This is a genomic window from Streptomyces sp. NBC_01275, from assembly GCF_026340655.1.
Classification (GTDB): Bacteria; Actinomycetota; Actinomycetes; order Streptomycetales; family Streptomycetaceae; genus Streptomyces.
Window position 1 is genome coordinate 1,215,947 of sequence record NZ_JAPEOZ010000001.1, and the last position, 18,717, is coordinate 1,234,663.

Annotated in this window: 1 protein-coding gene; it reads right to left on the bottom strand. The window is 72.0% G+C overall.

Features of this window, described 5'->3' with window-relative positions; translation table 11 throughout:
• Window position 1 precedes the first annotated feature (1 nt).
• Window positions 2–18,571 carry a type I polyketide synthase gene (locus tag OG562_RS05085; protein WP_266394109.1) on the bottom strand — a complete coding sequence of 6,190 codons (18,570 nt, stop codon included), beginning with the start codon at window positions 18,569–18,571 and terminating at the stop codon, window positions 2–4.
• Between the last annotated feature and the right edge of the window lie 146 nt (window positions 18,572–18,717).

Consider the following 18,717-nt stretch of genomic DNA (forward strand, 5'->3'; position numbering starts at 1 on the left):
TCTACCTGCCGAGTTCGTTGTCAAGTGCCGCGAAGAGTTCGTCGTCGGTTGCCAGGTCGAGGTCGGCGCCGTCGGGGCCGCCGTCCACCGTCCGAAGCAGGCCGCGCAGTCGCGCGGCGTACGTACCTGCCGGTCCGTCGCCGTCCGACGGGCCGGCGGCCGAGAGAGCGGCCTCCAGTGCGTCCAGGGCTGCCTGGACCGGGTCTGCCACTTCGCCGACCAGCTCGCCCCGCAGGTATTCGGCGACGGCTTGGGTGGTCGGGTGGTCGAAGACGAGCGTGCTGGGCAACCGCAGTTCGGTGGCGGTGTTCAGCCTGTTGCGCAGTTCGACCGCGGTGAGGGAGTCGAAGCCCAGGTCCAGCAGGCCGCGCTGGACGTCGATCGTCCGCGGGGCCGGGTGGGCCAGGACGATGCCGACCTGTTCCCTGACGAAGTCGAGCAGCAGCTGCTGCTGCTCTTCCACGTCCAGGCCCGTGAGCCGCTGCGCCAGCGGGATCTCCGCCGGAGCGGAGGTACGCCGGCCGGCTCGGCGCTCGGTGCGCACCAGGCCCCGGTACAGCTCGGGCAGTGCGTCCCCGAGGCTCCGCAGTACCGCGAGGTCGAGTGCCACCGGCGCGAGCACCGGTCGGGTCCCCGCCTCGCCGTCGGCTTGTGGCGCCTTGGCTCCGGCCAGGGCCGTGTCGAGGGCCGCGAGTGCCCGGTCGGTCGGCATCGGCAGGATCCCGCTGCGTGCGAGCCTGGCCCGGTCGGCACGGTCGAGGTCGCTCGCCATGCCGTCCTGCCACATACCCCAGGCGAGGGACACGGCGGGCAGGCCCTCGGCGCGCCGGTGTTCGGCGAGCGCGTCCAGGAAGGTGTTGCCGGCGGCGTAGCCGGCCTGTCCGGCGTTGCCCACCAGGCCGGCGACGGAAGAGAAGAGGACGAAGTCCGTCAGCTCCAGTCCGGCGGTCAGCTCGTGCAGGTTCCAGGCGGCTTCCACCTTCGGCCGCAGGACCCGGGAGAGGCTCTCCGGGCTCATGGCCTCCAGCGTGGCGTCCTCGACGACTCCGGCCGCGTGCACGACCGCGGTGAGCGGGTGCTCGACCGGGATCGAGGCGAGCAGCCCGGCCAGCGCGTCGCGGTCGGCCGCGTCGCATGCCGCGACCCGTACGTCCGCGCCGAGCGCCGCCAGTTCGGCGACCAGGTCCTCCGCTCCGCCTCGCCGGCTGGTGAGCAGCAGGCGACGGGCGCCGTGGCCGGTCACCAGGTGCCGGGCGACCTGGGCTCCGAGTGCGCCCGTGCCACCGGTGATCAGGACCGTGCGCTCCGGGTCGAACGCGTCGTCGACGGCCGGGGTCCGGACCGGGTACGGGACCTTGGCGAGCCGGGTCACGTAGGCCTGTCCCTCGTGCAGTTCGAGCTGCGGTCGGGGGTCGGCCAGGGCCGCGGCCAGCAGCTCGCGGCCGGCCGGCAGGCCGTCCGTGATCACGTGCTGGAAACGTCCCGGGTGTTCCGACTCGGCGGTCCGCATCAGCCCGGAGAGTGCGCTGTGCGCCAGTTCCCCGGTGCTGACCACGGCGAGCCGCGCTCCGGCCGACGCGTCGGTGGCGAGCCACTGCCGCAGAACCGCCAGCACCTCCTCCGTGACCCGGCCGGTCTCCTGCGGAGTGGCCGGGCGTACCGGAAGGACGACCACGTCGGGTGCGGCCGCGCCGTCCGCCGTCGAGGCGGCCAGGTCGGCGAGGTCGGCGTGGTGCTCGGCGACGAGTCCGAGGTCGGCCTCGCCGAGGACCACGATGGTCGGGTCGCCGCCGGTGGGGAGTTCCGCACCGGCCCGCTCCACCGCGTACACGTGCTGGTCGGAGGGGCGGGTCAGCGCGGTCCCCGCCGGCAGGGCCCGCAGGGCGAGCGATGCGACGGTGGCGACCGGCGCGCCCGTCTCGTCGGCGATGCTGACCGCGACCGTTCCGTCCGGGCCGGCCGACAGCTTGACCCGCAGGGCGCCGGTCCGGGACCCGGTCAGCTGGACGCCGCCGAAGGAGAAGGGCAGCCGTAGTTCGGCCGACTCCTCCAGGAGCAGTGCGTGCAACGCGGCGTCGAACAGTGCCGGGTGCAGGGCGAATCCATCAGGGTCGACGGACAGCCGTATCTCGGCGTAGAGGTCCTCGCCCGAGCGCCATGCCGCCTGGAGGCCCTGGAAGGCGGGGCCGTAGCCGTAGCCCTGGTCGGCGAGGCGGTCGTACAGGTCCTCGACCGGCTGGGATTCGGCGCCGGCCGGAGGCCAGGACGCGAGGTCGGGTTCGGGGCCGCCGGGAACGGCGGCCACCACGGTTCCGGTGGCGTGCCGGTTCCAGACGTCGCCTTCCTGGTCCCCGCGCGAGTGGACGGCGACGGGCCTGCGGCCGTCTGAGTCGGGGCCGCCGACGGTGATCTGGAGCTGGAGCGCACCCTCGTCGGGAAGGACCAGGGGTGCCTGGAGGGCGAGTTCCTCCAGCCGCTCGCAGCCGAGTGCGGCGCCCGCGTGGAGCGCGAGCTCCACCAGGGCCGTGCCCGGGACCAGCAGGGTGCCGGCGACGGCGTGGTCGGCGAACCAGGGGTGGCTGCGGGCCGAGATCCGGCCGGTGAACAGGACACCGTCGGAGTCGGCGAGCGGAACCGCGGCCCCCAGCAGCGGGTGCCGTGCGGAGTCGAGTCCGGCCGAGGCGACGTCGCCGCCGCCGGGCCCCTCCGTGAGCCAGTAGCGCCGGCGCTGGAAGGGGTAGGTCGGCAGGTCCGCGGCCGGTCCGGCGTTCTCCCCGAACAGTGCGCGCCAGTCCACCGGCACGCCCCGTACGTGGGCGTGGGCCAGGGCGGTGACGGCGGTGTGCGGCTCGTGGCGCCCGCCGCGCAGCACCGGGACCAGGAGCGAACCCGCGTCGAGGAAGTCCTGCCCCATCGCGCTGAGCACACCGTCCGGGCCGAGCTCCAGGAAGGTCCGTACGCCTTCGGCCTCCAGGGCGCGTGCCGCGTCCAGGAAGCGCACGGGCCGGCGGACGTGCCGGACCCAGTACTCGGGCGTGGTCAGTTCCTCGGCGCCGACCGGCTGCCCGGTCAGGGTGGAGACGATCGGGATGGTGGGCGCGGCGAACGTGAGCCCCTTCGCGACCGTTTGGAATTCCTCCAGCATCGCGTCCATGTGCGGGGAGTGGAAGGCGTGGCTGACGCGCAGTCGCTTGGTCTTGCGTCCCTGGGCGGAGAGTTCGGCTCCGATGGCCTCGACGGCTTCCGCGTCGCCCGAGAGCACCACGGAGGTGGGGCCGTTGACGGCGGCGATGCCCAGCAGGTCCTCCCGTCCGGCGAGCAGCGGCAGCACCTCCTGCTCCTCGGCCTGCACGGCGAGCATCGCGCCGCCGCCGGGCAGTGCCTGCATCAGCCGGCCGCGGGCCGCGACGAGCTGCGCCGCGTCCGCCAGCGAGAGGACGCCGGCGACGTGCGCGGCGGCCAGCTCACCGATGGAGTGGCCCGCGAGGAAGTCCGGCCGTACGCCCCAGCCCTCGAGGAGCCGGAAGAGCGCGACCTCGGTTGCGAACAGGGCGGCCTGCGTGAAGCCGGTCTGGTCAAGCGGCGCCGGGTCCTCACCGAAGAGGACGTCGAGCAGCGGCGTTTCCAGCCATGGGTCGAGCTCTTCGCATACGGCGTCCAGGGCCTCGGCGTAGGCGGGGTAGGCGGTGTACAGCTCCCGGCCCATGCCGAGTCGCTGGCTGCCCTGACCGGTGAAGAGGAAGGCCGTACGGCCGTCCACGGGTGTACCCCGCACGGTCAGTGCCGCGAGTCCGTCGACCGCTTCGGTGGCGGTGGAGGCCACCACCACGGCGCGGTGCGGCAGTCCGGCCCGTCCGACGGCCAGGGTCCGGCCCGTCGACGCCAGGTCCTGCTGCCCGGTGTCGGCGAGGGCCGCGCCGACCTGGTCGGCCTGCGCCAGCAGGGCCGCGTCGTTGTGCGCGGACAGCAGCAGCGGCACGACCGGCATCGGCTCGGCCGGCGGGACCGTCCCCTCGACCGGCGGCTGCTCCACGATGACGTGGGCATTGGTGCCGCTGATGCCGAAGGAGGACACGCCTGCCCGGCGCGGCCGCTCGGACTCGGGCCACGGCACCGCCTCGGTGAGCAGTTCCACCTCGCCGGCGGACCAGTCCACGTGCGGGCTGGGCTCGTCGATGTGGAGGCTCTTGGGGAGCACCCCGTGCTGCATCGCCATGACCATCTTGATGACGCCGGCCACACCGGCGGCGGCCTGGGAGTGTCCGATGTTGGACTTCAGGGAGCCCATCAGGAGGGGCGACGGGCGCTCCTGCCCGTAGGTGGCGAGTACGGCCTGGGCCTCGATCGGGTCGCCCAGCGTGGTGCCGGTGCCGTGGGCCTCCAGCGCGTCGACGTCCGCGGTGGTCAGGCCCGCGTTGGTCAGGGCTTGGCGGATCACCCGCTCCTGGGAGGGGCCGTTGGGGGCGGTGAGGCCGTTGCTCGCACCATCCTGGTTGACGGCGGTTCCGCGGATCACGCCGAGGATCCGGCGGCCGTTGCGCCGGGCGTCGGAGAGCCGCTCCAGCAGGAGGATTCCGGCGCCTTCGGCCCAGGCCGCCCCGTCCGCCTGCGCGGAGAAGGACTTGCAGCGGCCGTCCGGCGACAGGGCGCGCTGCCGGCTGAACTCGACGAACAGGGTGGGCGCGGCCAGTACGGTCACACCGCCGGCCAGGGCCAGCCCGCATTCGCCGTTCCGCAGCGCCTGCGCGGCGAGGTGGACGGAGACGAGAGAGGAGGAGCAGGCGGTGTCGACGGTGATCGCCGGTCCCTGCAGGCCGAAGGTGTAGGCGACGCGGCCGGAGGCGACACTGACCGTGCTGCCGACCGACAGGTAGCCCTCCAGGGCCTCGGGGGCGTCCTTCAGTCGTGCCGCGTAGTCGTTGGCCATGACACCGGCGAACACACCGGTCTGGCTGCCCTTGAGAGAGGTCGGGTCGATGCCCGCGCGCTCGAAGGCCTCCCAGCAGATTTCCAGCAGCAGGCGCTGCTGCGGGTCGATGGCGATGGCCTCCCGGGCGCTCACCCCGAAGAGCTCGGGGTCGAACTGCGGAGCCTCGTAGAGGAATCCGCCGTGCCGGGTGTACGAGGTGCCCACGTGGTCGGGGTCCGTGTCGTACAGGCCGTCCAGGTCCCAGCCGCGGTCGTCCGGGAACGGGCCGATGGCGTCCCGCTCGTCGGACAGCAGCGCCCACAGCTCCTCCGGGGAGCTGACCTCGCCCGGGTAGCGGCAGGCCATCGCGACGATCGCGATCGGCTCGTCGGAGGCGCCGACGACCGGTTCGGCCACGGCCACCGCGGCGGCCGAGCCGAGCAGTTCGGTCCGCAGGAAGCCGGCCAGCTCGCCCGTGTTCGGGTAGTCGAACACCAGCGTCGCGGGCAGCTTCAGACCTGCGGCCGCGTTCAGCCGGTTGCGCAGTTCCACTGCCTTGAGCGAGTCGAAGCCCAGCTCGTTGAAGGCCCGGTCGGGCGCGACCTGGTCGGCGTCGGTGTGCCCCAGTACGGAGGCCACCACGCCGCGGACCAGTTCCAGCAGCGCGCGCTCCTGGTCCTGGAGGGCCAGGGGCGCCAGGCGTTCCTGGAGGGAGTTCCCGCCCGTCTGCTCGCCGACGGCGGCGCGCCGCGCCGGGCGCACCAGGCCGTGGAAGAGCGCGGGCAGGGTGCCGTCCTCGCTCTGTGCCCGCAGTCCGGTGTAGTCCAGCAGCGCCGGAACGAGCACCGGCCGACGGGTCGCGAGGGCCGCGTCGAACAGCGCCAGCCCCTGCTCTCTGCCGATGGGGGCGATGCCGCCCCGCGACATGCGGGCGAGGTCGGCGTCGGTCAGGTGACCGGTCATCCCGCTGCCCTCGGCCCACAGGCCCCAGGCCAGCGACGTACCGGGCAGGCCCAGGGCCTGGCGGTGGTGCGCGAGGGCGTCCAGATAGGTGTTGGCCGCAGCGTAGTTGGCCTGTCCCGCGGTGCCGACCGTACCGGCCAGCGAGGAGAACAGGACGAACGCGTCCAGCTCCAGGTCGGCCGTCAGCTCGTGCAGGTGCCGGGCGGCATCGACCTTGGGGCGCAGTACGGTGTCGAGCTGCTCTGCCGTGAGGGCGTGCAGCGTGCCGTCGTCGAGGACGCCGGCGGTGTGCAGGACCGCGGTGAGCGGGTGCTCCGAGGGGATCGCGTCCAGCATCGCGGCGACCGCCATGCGGTCGGCCGTGTCACAGGCGACCACGGACACGTCGGCTCCGTGGGCCGTGAGTTCGGCCTCCAGCGCCGGCATGCCCGCCGCGTCCCGGCCGCGGCGGCTCGCCAGCAGCAGGTGGCGTACGCCGTGTTCGGCGACGAGGTGGCGGGCGAACAGTTGGCCCAGGGTGCCGGTGGCGCCCGTGACGAGCACGGTGCCCTCGGGGTTCAGGGCGGGCACGGTGTCGCCCGTCGTGGGCGACTTGACCAGCCGCGGTACGAGCAGTGCCCCGTCCCGCAGGCTCACCTGCGCGTCCGGTACGGCCAGCGCACGGCCGAGCTCGGCCTCGGAGAGGTCCCAGTCCGTCAGGTCCAGCAGGCCGAACCGGTCGGGGTTCTCGGCCATGGCGGTACGCACCAGCCCCCAGACGGGAGCCGAGCCGAGTCCGGCCTCCGTGCGGGCGGTGGTCGCGTCACGGGTCACGAAGACCAGGCACGAGTCGGCGAACCGCTCCTCGGCGAGCCACTCCTGGGCCAGCCGCAGGGCCCGGTGTGCCACGGCGCCGGGGCCGTCCTCGCCGGGGAAGGGGACCACGACGAGCGGCGGGGTTCCGACCATGGCGGCGAGGTCCGAGTAGCTGCCCAGAGGGGCGGGCAGACCGTGGCCGGACTCGTCGAGGACGGCCCATCCGGCGGCCGGGGCGGCCTCCGGGGCGGTCGTCCACTCCACCTGGAGCAGCGGCTGGCGGGGGGCGCCCGGGCCGGCCGGCTGCGCGGGGTCCACGGCCCGCAGGCTGAGCGTCCTCACCGACGCGATCGGCGCACCGCTCGCGTCGACGAGGGACAGGGCGGCACCCGAGCCTTCCGGGGTGATCCGTACGCGCAGCACGGTGGCGTTCACCGCGTGCAGCCGAACGCCGGTCCAGGCGAACGGCAGCACCAGGCGGCCGTCCTCCGCGAGCGCCAGCGGGTGCAGGGCGGCGTCGAGGAGGGCCGGGTGGATCCCGAACTCGCCCGGGGGGACGTCCTTCGGGAGCGCGACCTCGGCGAACATCTCCTGGCCGGCGCGCCACAGCGCCCGCAGGCCCTGGAAGGCGGGTCCGTACTGGAAGCCCCGCTCGGCGAGCGTGTCGTACGCCCCCGTCAGGTCGACCGGCTCGGCGCCGGCCGGGGGCCAGGCGGTGTCGGCCGGTACGCCCGCACGTCCTTCCGCGTGACCCAGTACGCCGGTGGCGTGCAGGGTCCACGGGTGGATCGCGGCGTCGTCGGACTCGGGCTCCGGGCGGGAGTGGACCGACAGCGCGCGTCGGCCCTCCTCGTCGGGAGCGTCGACCACGACCTGGAGCTGTACTCCGCCGCGGCCGGCCAGCACCAGCGGCGCCTGGAGGGTCAGCTCGTCGAGCTGGTCGAGGCCCGTGTGGTCACCCGCCCGGATGGCGAGGTCCACGAAGGCGGCACCCGGAAGCAGCACGGTGCCGGCCACGGCGTGGTCCGCCAGCCAGGGCTGCGTGTTCAGGGCGATCCTGCTGCTCAGGACCAGCTTGTCCGCGTCGGCCATCCAGAGCGCGGCGCCGACGAGCGGGTGCCGCTCGGCGGCCATGCCGAGCCCGCCCGCGTCCCCGGCCGGCGCCGGGCCCTCCAGCCAGTGGCGGCGGCGCTGGAAGGGGTAGGTCGGCAGGTCGACGACCGCGCCGGGTCCGCCGACCACGGCAGCCCAGTCGAGCGGGGCGCCCGAGACGTGGGCCTGCGCCGCGGAGGCGAGGAAGTCGTCGAGTCCACCCTCGTCACGGTGGAGCGAGGGCACGGTGACGGCGCTGTCGTACGACGTGTCGTCGATCGTCTCCTGGAGCGCGATGGTCAGCACCGGGTGGGCGCTGGCCTCGATGAAGACGCGGTGGCCCTGGTCGAGCAGGGTCCGGGTGGCCTCCTCCAGCTGGACGGTCTGGCGGAGGTTGCGGAACCAGTACGAGCCGTCGAGCTCCGTGCCGTCCAGCGGCTGCCCGGTGACGGTGGAGAGGAAGGGCACCTTGACGGCGCGCGGGGTGAGCGAGGACAGGGCGTCGAGAAGCTCGTCCCGCAGGCTTTCGACGTGTGCGGAGTGGGAGGCGTAGTCGACCGGGATGCGCTTGGCGCGCATCTTGTTGTCCTTGCAGTGGGCGACCATCTCCTCGAGAGCAGTCACCTCTCCGGCGACCACCACGGAACGCGGGCCGTTGTGTGCGGCGATGTCGATGGCGCCGTCCCAACGGGTGATGAGCTCGCGGACCTCGTCGGCCGGGAGGGCCACCGAGACCATCCCGCCCGTACCCGCCAGCTTCACGATCGCCTGGCTGCGCAACGCCACGACCTTCGCCGCGTCGTCCAGCGACAGCGCCCCCGACACCGCGGCCGCCGCGATCTCGCCCTGCGAGTGACCGATCACCGCATCCGGCTCGATGCCCACCGAACGCCACAACGCGGCCAGGGACACCATCACCGCCCACAGCGCCGGCTGCACCACCTCCACCCGATCGAAACCGGGCGCACCCTCCACACCGCGCAGGACGTCCAGCAGCGACCAGTCCGTGAACGGCGCCAGCGCCCGCTCGCACTCCACCAGCCGGGCGGCGAACACCGGGGAGGAGTCGAAGAGTTCCAGAGCCATGCCCTGCCACTGCGAACCCTGGCCCGGGAACACGAACACCGTCTTGCCCGAGCCCGTGACCGCACCCTGCACCAGGTTCGCCGCGGACCCACCCGAGGCCAGCGCCTCAAGACCCGCCAACAACTCGTCCCGGCCGGCGCCCCAAACCGTCGCCCGGAAGGGGAGGTGCGGGACCCGGGTCGCGAGAGCCGAAGCCACCCGCGCCGCATCGACGATCTCCGAGGCCAGCAGCTCACGAACCTGGCCGGCACGCGCCGCCAGGGCCGCCTCGCTCTTCGCCGAGACCACCAGCGGAAGCCCCGCCACCACCGGCTCACCGGCCGCGACCGGATCCGGGCCCTGCTCCAGGACCACATGCGCGTTCGTACCACTGATGCCGAACGAGGACACGGCCGCGCGACGCGGACGCGCCGCCTCCGGCCACGCCCGACGCTCGGTGACCAGCTCCACCGCACCCGTCGACCAGTCGACGTGCGGCGTCGGCTCGTCCACGTGCAGCGTCGCCGGAAGCTCCCCGTTACGCATCGCCATCAGCATCTTGATGATGCCCGCGACACCCGCGGCAGCCTGCGTGTGACCGATGTTCGACTTGATCGATCCCAGACGCAGCGGCTCTTCGCGGCCTTGGCCGTAGGTGGCCAGCAGCGCGTTGGCCTCGATCGGGTCACCGAGCCGGGTACCGGTGCCGTGCGCCTCGACCGCGTCCACCTCGTGCGGAGCGAGGCGGGCGTTGGCGAGGGCCTGGCGGATGACGCGTTCCTGCGAGGGCCCGTTGGGGGCGGTGAGGCCGTTGCTCGCACCGTCCTGGTTGACCGCGGAACCACGGATCACACCAAGGATGTCGTGCCCGAGCCGCTGAGCGTCCGACAGACGCTCCAGCACCAGCATGCCCGCGCCCTCGGCCCAGCCCGTGCCGTCCGCCGAAGCCGCGAAAGACTTGCAGGTCCCGTCCGGCGACAGACCACGCTGACGCGAGAACTCGACGAAGGTCGTCGGCGTGGACATCACGGTGACACCGCCGGCGAGTGCCATCGAGCACTCGCCCTGGCGCAGCGCCTGAGCGGCCAGGTGCACCGCCACCAGCGACGAGGAACACGCCGTGTCCAGCGTCACCGCCGGCCCCTCGAAACCGAACGTGTAAGCCACCCGGCCCGACAGGACACTCCCGATCGTGCCCGTCAGCAAATGCCCCTCGAAGCCCTCCGGAGCACTCCCCAGCCGCGACCCGTAGTCGTTGTACATCACACCCGCGTAGACACCGGTCGAGGAACCGCGCAGCGAGGCGGGGTCGACTCCCGCACGCTCCAGCGCCTCCCACGCGACCTCCAGCAGCACACGCTGCTGCGGGTCGGTCGCGATCGCCTCACGCGGACTCAGACCGAAGAACTCGGCATCGAACTCGGCGGCCTCGTAGAGGAATCCGCCCTTGCGCGTGTACGACTTGCCGATCTTCTCGGGGTCCGGGTCGAAGAGGCCTTCCACGTCCCAGCCGCGATCGGACGGGAACTCGTCGATCGCGTCCCGGCCCTCCGCCACGAGCCGCCACAGGTCCTCCGGCGAGGAGACCCCGCCCGGGTAGCGGCAACCCATGCCGACCACGGCGATCGGCTCGTCCGGTCCCGGGGCGTGGGCGACCACCGACGAGGCGACGGCCGTTCCGGTCGCGTCGAGCCGGTCCAGCAGGAAGTCCGCCACCGCCTGGGGCGACGGGTGGTCGAACACGAGGGTGGTGGGCAGTCGCAGACCGGTCACCGAGTTGAGCCGGTTGCGCAGTTCGACACCCGTGAGGGAGTCGAAGCCGGTGTCCTTGAAGGCCTTGGCCGGGTCGATGTCGGCGTTGGCCCCGTGCCCGAGAACCAGCCCCACGGTCTCCCGTACGGTCTGGAGTACGGCCTGCGCCCGCTCCTCCGCGGCCAGCGCGATCAGCCGCTGGACCCACGACGAGTCGGCGGCGCCGGCCGCCTGCCGGCGGCGCCGGACGCGGACCAGGCCGGTGAACAGCTCGGGGAGCGCGTTCTCCTCGGCCCGGGCGCGCAGGGCGCCCAGGTCGAGTTCGGCGGGGACCAGCAGCGGCTCCGCCGAGGCGAGCGCCGCGTCGAACAGATCGAGACCCAGGTCCGGGGTCAGCGGGACGATTCCGCTCCGCTTCCACCGCGCGACGTCGGCGTCGGCGAGGGTTCCGGCCATGCCGTCGGCGCTGTCCCACAGGCTCCACGCGAGGGAGGTGGCGGGCAGGTTCTGGGCGCGGCGGTGCTGCGCGAGGGCGTCGAGGAAGGTGTTCGCGGCCGCGTAGTTGGCCTGGCCGGCGTTGCCCATGAGACCCGCGATGGACGAGAACATGACGAACGAGGCGAGGCCGAGGGACTCGGTGAGGCGGTGGAGGTTCCAGGCCGCGTCCACCTTCGGACGCATCACCCGCTCCAGACGACCGGCCGACAGCGACGCGACCGTCGCATCGTCCAAGACACCCGCCGTATGCACCACGGCAGTCAGCGGACGCTCGACGGCGACCTCGTCCAACAGACCCGCCAGCGCGTCGAAGTCCGACACGTCACACGCCGCCACCCAAGCCCGCGCACCCAACTCCGCCAGCTCCGCCACGAACTCGGCAGCACCCGGAGTCTCACCACCACGACGCGACACCAACAGCAGGCGCCGCGCACCGTGATGCGTCACCAGCCGACGCGCCACCAGACGGCCCAACGTACCCAGAGCACCGGTCACCAGGACCGTGCCCTCCGGATCCAGACCCTCCACCGCACCCGCCACGACACCCGCGGCACGCGCCAGACGCGGCACGAACAACCCGCTGCCCCGCACCGCCACCTCAGGCTCACCCGAAGCCAGCACGGCAGGCAGCAGCTCCAGACCACCCTCGTCCACGTGGGCGAGGACCAGTCGGCCGGGCTGCTCGGTCTGCGCCGTACGGATCAGGCCCACGAGCGGGGCCGTGTGCAGCGCGCCGTCCGGCACGACGAGGACGAGGCGGCTCTCCGCGAACTGCGGGGCGGCCAGCCATTCCCGCACCGCCTCCAGCCCGCGCGCCGCCGTGGCGTGGGTCTGGTCGAGCACATCACCGGTGGTGCCGACGACGAGTTCCTGCTGGCCGATCACCACGAACTCCGGTACGGCAGATCCGCCGTCGACCGCGGCGCCGAGCGCGGCGAGGTCGGCGTAGGGCGCCTCGCCCAGCCGGACCCACCGCTGGTCGGCGACCGGCTCGGCCGCCGGGACGGCCTCCCAGGCCACCCGGTACAGGGACTCCACGGCCGGGCCGGCCACGGCGAGCTGATCGCGGGCGATCGGTCGCAGGGCGACCGACTCGATCGCCGCCACCGGAGCGCCGGCGCCGTCGGCGAGAGCGAGACGGGCCGTGTCCTGGCCGGTACGGGTCCAGCGGACGCGCAGCACCGTGGCACCGACCGCGTGCAGCACGAAGCCCGAGAACGAGAACGGCAGACGGATCGTGCTGTCGTCCTGCGCCGAGGCCGCGGCCTCCAGCACGAGCGGGTGCAGAACCGCGTCGAGGAGGGCGGGGTGCACGCCGAAGCGCGCGGCTTCGGTGTGGAGCTGGTCGGGCAGGGCGACCTCGGCGAAGAGGTCGTCGCCGGCGCGCCAGGCGGCGCGCAGCCCGTGGAAGGCCGGCCCGTAGCCGTAGCCCAAGTCGTCGAGGCGGTCGTAGACGCCGTCCAGCGGGATGGGGGTGCCATCGGCCGGGGGCCACTGGTCCAGGGAGACGCCCGGCGAGGGGACGGAGGACGTGAGCAGGCCGGCCGCGTGGGCGGTCCACTGCTCTTCGCCGGTCCGCGCGTACACGGTGAACTGACGGTCGCCGCGCGCGTCGGCCCGGTCGACGGTCAGTCGCAGCTGGGCGCGCGTCTTCTCCGCGAGGACCAGGGGTGCCTGGAGGGTGAGTTCCTCGACGGTGGCGTAACCGAGCTGCTCGGCCGCGGTGCCCGCAAGCTCCAGGAACACCGTCCCGGGAACGAGGACCGTCCCGCCGATCGTGTGATCAGCCAACCACGGATGCGAAGACGGCGACACCGCCGCGGAGAACTGCACCGCGTCACCATCAGGCTCGGTGATCACCGCGGCCAGCAACGGATGATCCACAGCCGTCAGACCCAGACCCGCCGCATCACCGGAACGCGGCGCGTCCAACCAGAAACGCTCACGCTGGAACGCATACGTCGGCAGCTCCACCACACCGGAACCCGGCAGGAACCCCTCCCAGTCCACACCCACACCATGTCCGTGCACAGCGCCCAAGGCGGCGAGGAGGGAACTCTTCTCGGCACGGTCCCTGCGCAGCGCCGGAACCACGACGACGCCCTCGGTGTCGGCCAGGCACTCGCCCGTCAGACCCGCAAGCGTCCCGTCGGGACCCAGCTCCACGAACGCCGTCACACCTAGACCGGCCAGCGTGGCGATGCCGTCGGCGAAACGGACCGCCGAACGGGCCTGAACAGCCCAGTACTCGGCAGTGAACCCCTCGACCACCTCACCGGTGACATTCGAAACGACCGGGATCCGGGGAGCCGAATAGGTCAGAGTCCGGGCGACCTCGGTGAGCTCCGCCAGCATTCCGTCCAGGTGCGCGGAGTGGAAGGCACGGCTCACCTTCAGCCGCGTCGCCTTCACACCCTCCCCGCGAGCCAGCTCCAGGACTTCGAGCACTGCCGTCTCGTCACCCGAAATCACGGTGCCGGCAGGGCTGTTGAACCCGGCCACATCCACACCGGAACGACCCTCAAGCCACTTGGCGACGCGCGCTTCCCCCGCGTTCAGGGCAACCATCGCCCCACCCTCGGCAACACCCTCCATCAGACGCGCCCGCGCACACACCAAACGCGCAGCGTCCTCAAGAGACAGCACACCCGCCACATGGGCCGCCGCCAGCTCACCAACCGAATGACCCACCAGATAATCCGGGGTCACCCCGTAATGAGACAGCAGACGGAACAGGGCCACCTCGACCGCGAACAACGCCGGCTGAGTGAACACCGTCCGCTGAAGCAGCTCCGACTCGCCCTCGATCACCCCGGCGAGCGAACGGTCCAAGTGGACGTCCAACGCCCCGACGACCTCGTCGAACGCAGCCGCGAACACCGGCTCCGCCGCATACAGCTCACGGCCCATACCCACGCGCTGACTGCCCTGCCCGGAGAACAGGAACGCAACCGAACCCGCCGAGACGGCCGCGCCCGGGGTCAGCGCCCGCAGAGCGTCCAGGAGTTCCTCACGGGTCTCCCCCACGACCACCGCACGGTGATCGAGACGAGCACGCGACACGGCCAGCGAACGGCCCACAGCCACGACGTCCAGCTCCGGCCGCTCCTCCAGGAACGACACCAGCCGATCCGCCTGCTCCGACAGAGCAGCCCCCGACTTGCCCGACACCACCCACGGCACCGGACCCGGCACCGACGGCTCCTCCACCGGAGCTTCGATCTCCGTGACCTGCTCGACGATGAGGTGTGCGTTGGTACCGCTGATGCCGAAGGACGAGATGCCCGCCCGGCGCGGACGGTCGAGCTCCGGCCACTCCTGGGCCTGCGTCAGCAGCTCCACCGCGCCGGCCGACCAATCGACGTGCGCGGTCGGCTCGTCCACGTGCAGCGTCGCCGGGAGAACCCCGTTACGCATGGCCATGACCATCTTGATCACGCCCGCGACACCCGCCGCGGCCTGCGTGTGACCGATGTTCGACTTCAGCGAGCCGAGTCGAAGCGGCTCTTCGCGGTCCTGGCCGTAGGCGGCCAGCAGCGCCTGAGCCTCGATCGGGTCGCCGAGCTTGGTGCCCGTGCCGTGCGCCTCCACCGCGTCCACCTCGGACGCCGACAGGCGGGCGTTGGCCAGCGCGGCGCGGATGACCCGCTCCTGCGAAGGCCCGTTCGGGGCCGTCAGACCGTTGCTCGCACCATCCTGGTTCACGGCGGAACCACGGATCACCGCGAGCACCCGGCGCCCGTTGCGCTCCGCGTCCGACAGCCGCTCCAGCACCAGCAGACCCACACCCTCGGCCCAGCCCGTACCGTCCGCCGACGAGGAGAACGCCTTGCAACGCCCGTCCGGCGACAGCCCGCGCTGCCGGGAGAACTCCACGAACATGCCGGGCGTGGCCATGACGGACACACCGCCGGCGACGGCCACGGAGCACTCGCCCTGCCGCAGCGACTGGCTCGCCAGGTGCAGCGCGACCAGCGAGGACGAGCACGCTGTGTCGACCGTGACCGCCGGGCCCTCCAGCCCCAGGGTGTAGGCGACCCGGCCCGAGGCCACACTGGCGGTGCTGCCCGTCAGCAGGTAGCCGTCGTATCCGCCGGACGGCTCGTGCAGCCGCGGCCCGTACTCCTGTGCCGTCGCGCCCACGTACACACCGGTGCGGGTGCCGCGCAGCGCGGCGGGGTCGATGCCCGCCTGCTCGAAGGCCTCCCAGGCCGTCTCCAGCAGCAGCCGCTGCTGGGGCTCCATGGCCGCCGCCTCGCGAGGACTGATGCCGAAGAACTCGGCATCGAACCGGTCCGCATCGTGCAGGAAACCACCTTTGGTGGCGTAGGTCGTGCCGGGGCTGTCCGGATCGGGGGTGAAGAGCGAATCAAGGTCCCAGCCTCGGTTGGTCGGGAATCCGCCGACCGCATCGACCTCGCTGCTGACCAGACGCCACAGGTCCTCCGGAGAGGCGACCCCTCCCGGCAGCCGACATGCCATGCCCACGATCGCGATCGGCTCGTCAAGGGCTATCGCCTCGTACTCATCGTCATCCTGGCCCTGGTCCAGGCCGAGGAGCTGACCACTGAGGTGTTCGGCGAGTATGGCCGGGGTCGGGTGGTTGAAAAGGAGGCCGGAGGGCAGCGACAGCCCGGTGGCCCTGTTCAGCGCGTTCCGAAGCTCGACGGACGAGACGGAGTCGAAGCCCAGTTCCTTGAAGGTCGTGTCGATGTCCACGTCGCGGGCCGCTCCGTGGCCGAGCACTGCCGCCACGTGCGCACGCACCAGCTCCAGCTCATCGCCGCGCGGCGCGGACCGCTTCGGACCGCTCCGCTGTGCCGCGGCGGTCCGGACCCGGACCGGCCCGGTCGCCGAACCTTCCAGCCAGAAGCGCTCGCGCTGGAAGGCGTACGTGGGCAGATCCACCAGACCCGAACCCGGCAGGAACCGCTCCCAGTCCACCTCCACACCGTTGGCGTGCGCCTCTGCGACCGAGGCCAGGAAACGATCCTGTCCACCGTCGTCGCGCCGCAGCGATCCGACGACGACAGTGCCGCCGACGCCGGCCTCTTCGGCCGTGTCACTGAGGGCCGAGGTGAGCACCGGGTGCGCACTGACCTCGATGAAGACGCGATGCCCGTCGCCGAGCAGAGCACGGGTGGCCTCTTCCAACCGGACGGTCCGGCGGAGGTTGCGGAACCAGTACCCGCCGTCGAGCTCCTCACCGTTCAGCGGCTGCCCGGTGACAGTGGAGAAGAACCTGATGTCACCGGTACGCGGCATGACGCCGGCCAACAGCTCCCGCAGCTCGTCCTCCAGCAAGTCAACGTGGGCGGAGTGAGAGGCGTAGTCGACCGGAATGGTGCGGGCACGGTAGCCCTTGACCTCACTTTGAGCGACGAGGTCGGCCAGGGCCTCCGGGTCGCCGGAGACGACCGTGCTCACGGGGCCGTTGTGTGCGGCGATATCGATCGCGCCGCCCCAAGGGGCGATGAGCTCGCGAACCTCGTCGGCCGGCAGAGCTACCGACACCATCCCACCCGTACCGGCCAGCTTCACGATCGCCCGGCTACGCAACGCGACGATCTTCGCCGCATCCTCGAGCGACAACGCACCAGCAACCACAGCCGCCGCGATCTCACCCTGTGAGTGACCGACCACCGCATCCGGCTCGATGCCCACCGAACGCCACAACGCCGCCAACGACACCATCACCGCCCACAACGCGGGCTGCACCACATCCGCCCGGTCGAAATCAGGCGCACCCTCCACACCGCGCAGCACCTCCAGCAGCGACCAGTCCGTGAACGGCGCCAACGCCCGCTCACACTCCACCAGCCGCCCTGCAAACACCGGGGAGGAGTCGAAGAGCTCAAGCGCCATGCCCTGCCACTGCGAACCCTGACCAGGGAAGACGAACACCGTCTTACCCGCACCACCCGGCACCGCACGACCCGACACCACACCAGCCGCAGGCACACCCGCAGCCAACGCCCGAACACCCGTCAGAAGCTCCTCGCGAGTCTCCCCCACAACCACCGCACGATGATCGAAACGAGCACGCGACACCGCAAGCGAACGACCCACCGCCGCGACATCCAGCCCCGGACGCCCCTCCAGGAACGACACCAGCCGCCCCGCCTGACCGGCCACAGCCTCAGCCGACTTGCCCGACACCACCCACGGCACCACACCCGAGCCGGACTCAGCGCCAGGCGACTCCTCCGCCGCCGACTCGGTGCGCCAGTCCGAAAGCACGACGTGGCAGTTTGTACCGCCCACACCGAACGAGCTGACACCTGCGTAGAGCGGCTCGTCCGGCCGCGGCCATGCCTCGAGGCTTCGCTGCACGGCGAGCTTCAACTCGTCGAACGGAATGTCTGGGTTGGGGGTTTCGAAGTTCAGGCTCGGCACGAGCTCGCGGTTACGGATGCAGAGCGCCGCTTTCAGCAAGCCGACGATGCCGGCGGCACCCTCGAGGTGTCCGACGTTGGTCTTCACCGATCCGACCCGCAGCTCAGCTCCGTCCACGCGGCCGTCACCGAGCACCGCGCCCAGAGCCGACGCTTCGATCGGGTCGCCCAGCTTGGTACCCGTGCCGTGCAATTCGACGTACTGCACCTGCTCCGCGGACACCTTGGCCCGCTCGTACGCCTGCCGCAGGACATCCTGCTGGCCGGCCGGACTCGGTACGGTGAGACCCTCGGTCGTCCCGTCGTTGTTCATCGCGCTGCCGTGCAGCACGCAGTAGACCGGGTCGCCGTCTGCCACGGCGGCGTGCAGCGGCTTGAGCACCACGAACGCGCCGCCCTCACCGCGTACATATCCATTCGCCCTGGCGTCGAAAGTGAAGCTGAGACCGTCTGGTGAGAGTGCGCCGAACCGCTCCGCGCCGATGGTGCTGTCCGGCACCAAATTGAGGTTGACACCGCCGGCGATGGCCATGGCGGACTCGCCGCGGCGCAGGCTCTCGACCGCCAGGTGCACAGCGACCAGCGAGGAGGACTGGCCGGTGTCCACGGCCGCACTCGGTCCGTGCAGACCCAGGGTGTAGGAGATCCGGTTGGCAACGACGCCGCGGTTGAGACCGGTCAGGGTGTGGCGGGTGATGCCTTCGACCCCGTGCTGACGTGTGAGGGCAGCATAATCGTCGGCGATGACGCCGACGAAGACACCGGTCCGACTGTCGGCAAGATCGGACGGGAGGATCCTGGCGTCCTCCAGTGCCTCCCAGGCGAGCTCAAGCATCAGCCGCTGCTGCGGGTCCATCGACGACGCCTCACGCGGACTGATGCCGAAGAAGCCTGCATCAAAGCCGCTGACGTCCTCGAGATAGCCCCCCGGCCGAGAGAGCAGTTCGGGGCGGCCTGCCGGGGGCGCGCCGATCGCGCTGCGGCCGTCGCGTAGCAGCTGCCACAGCTGAGCGGGGTTCTCCGCATGCGGCAGTCGACAGGATATACCGACGATGGCGATCGCCTCGGTCGATGCCGACGTGTCCGCTTGGAATTCAACCATGGTCGATCCGCCCTACCTGTTGTTACGTACGATGCTTGAGCGGAGGCGTAGCACCCGCAGCCGTGCTGCGGGTGCTACGCCAATTGATTCTGTGGCGGCCGGTCAGCCGCATCAGGGACCGGACGATCCAAAGCCAGCTCCGAGAG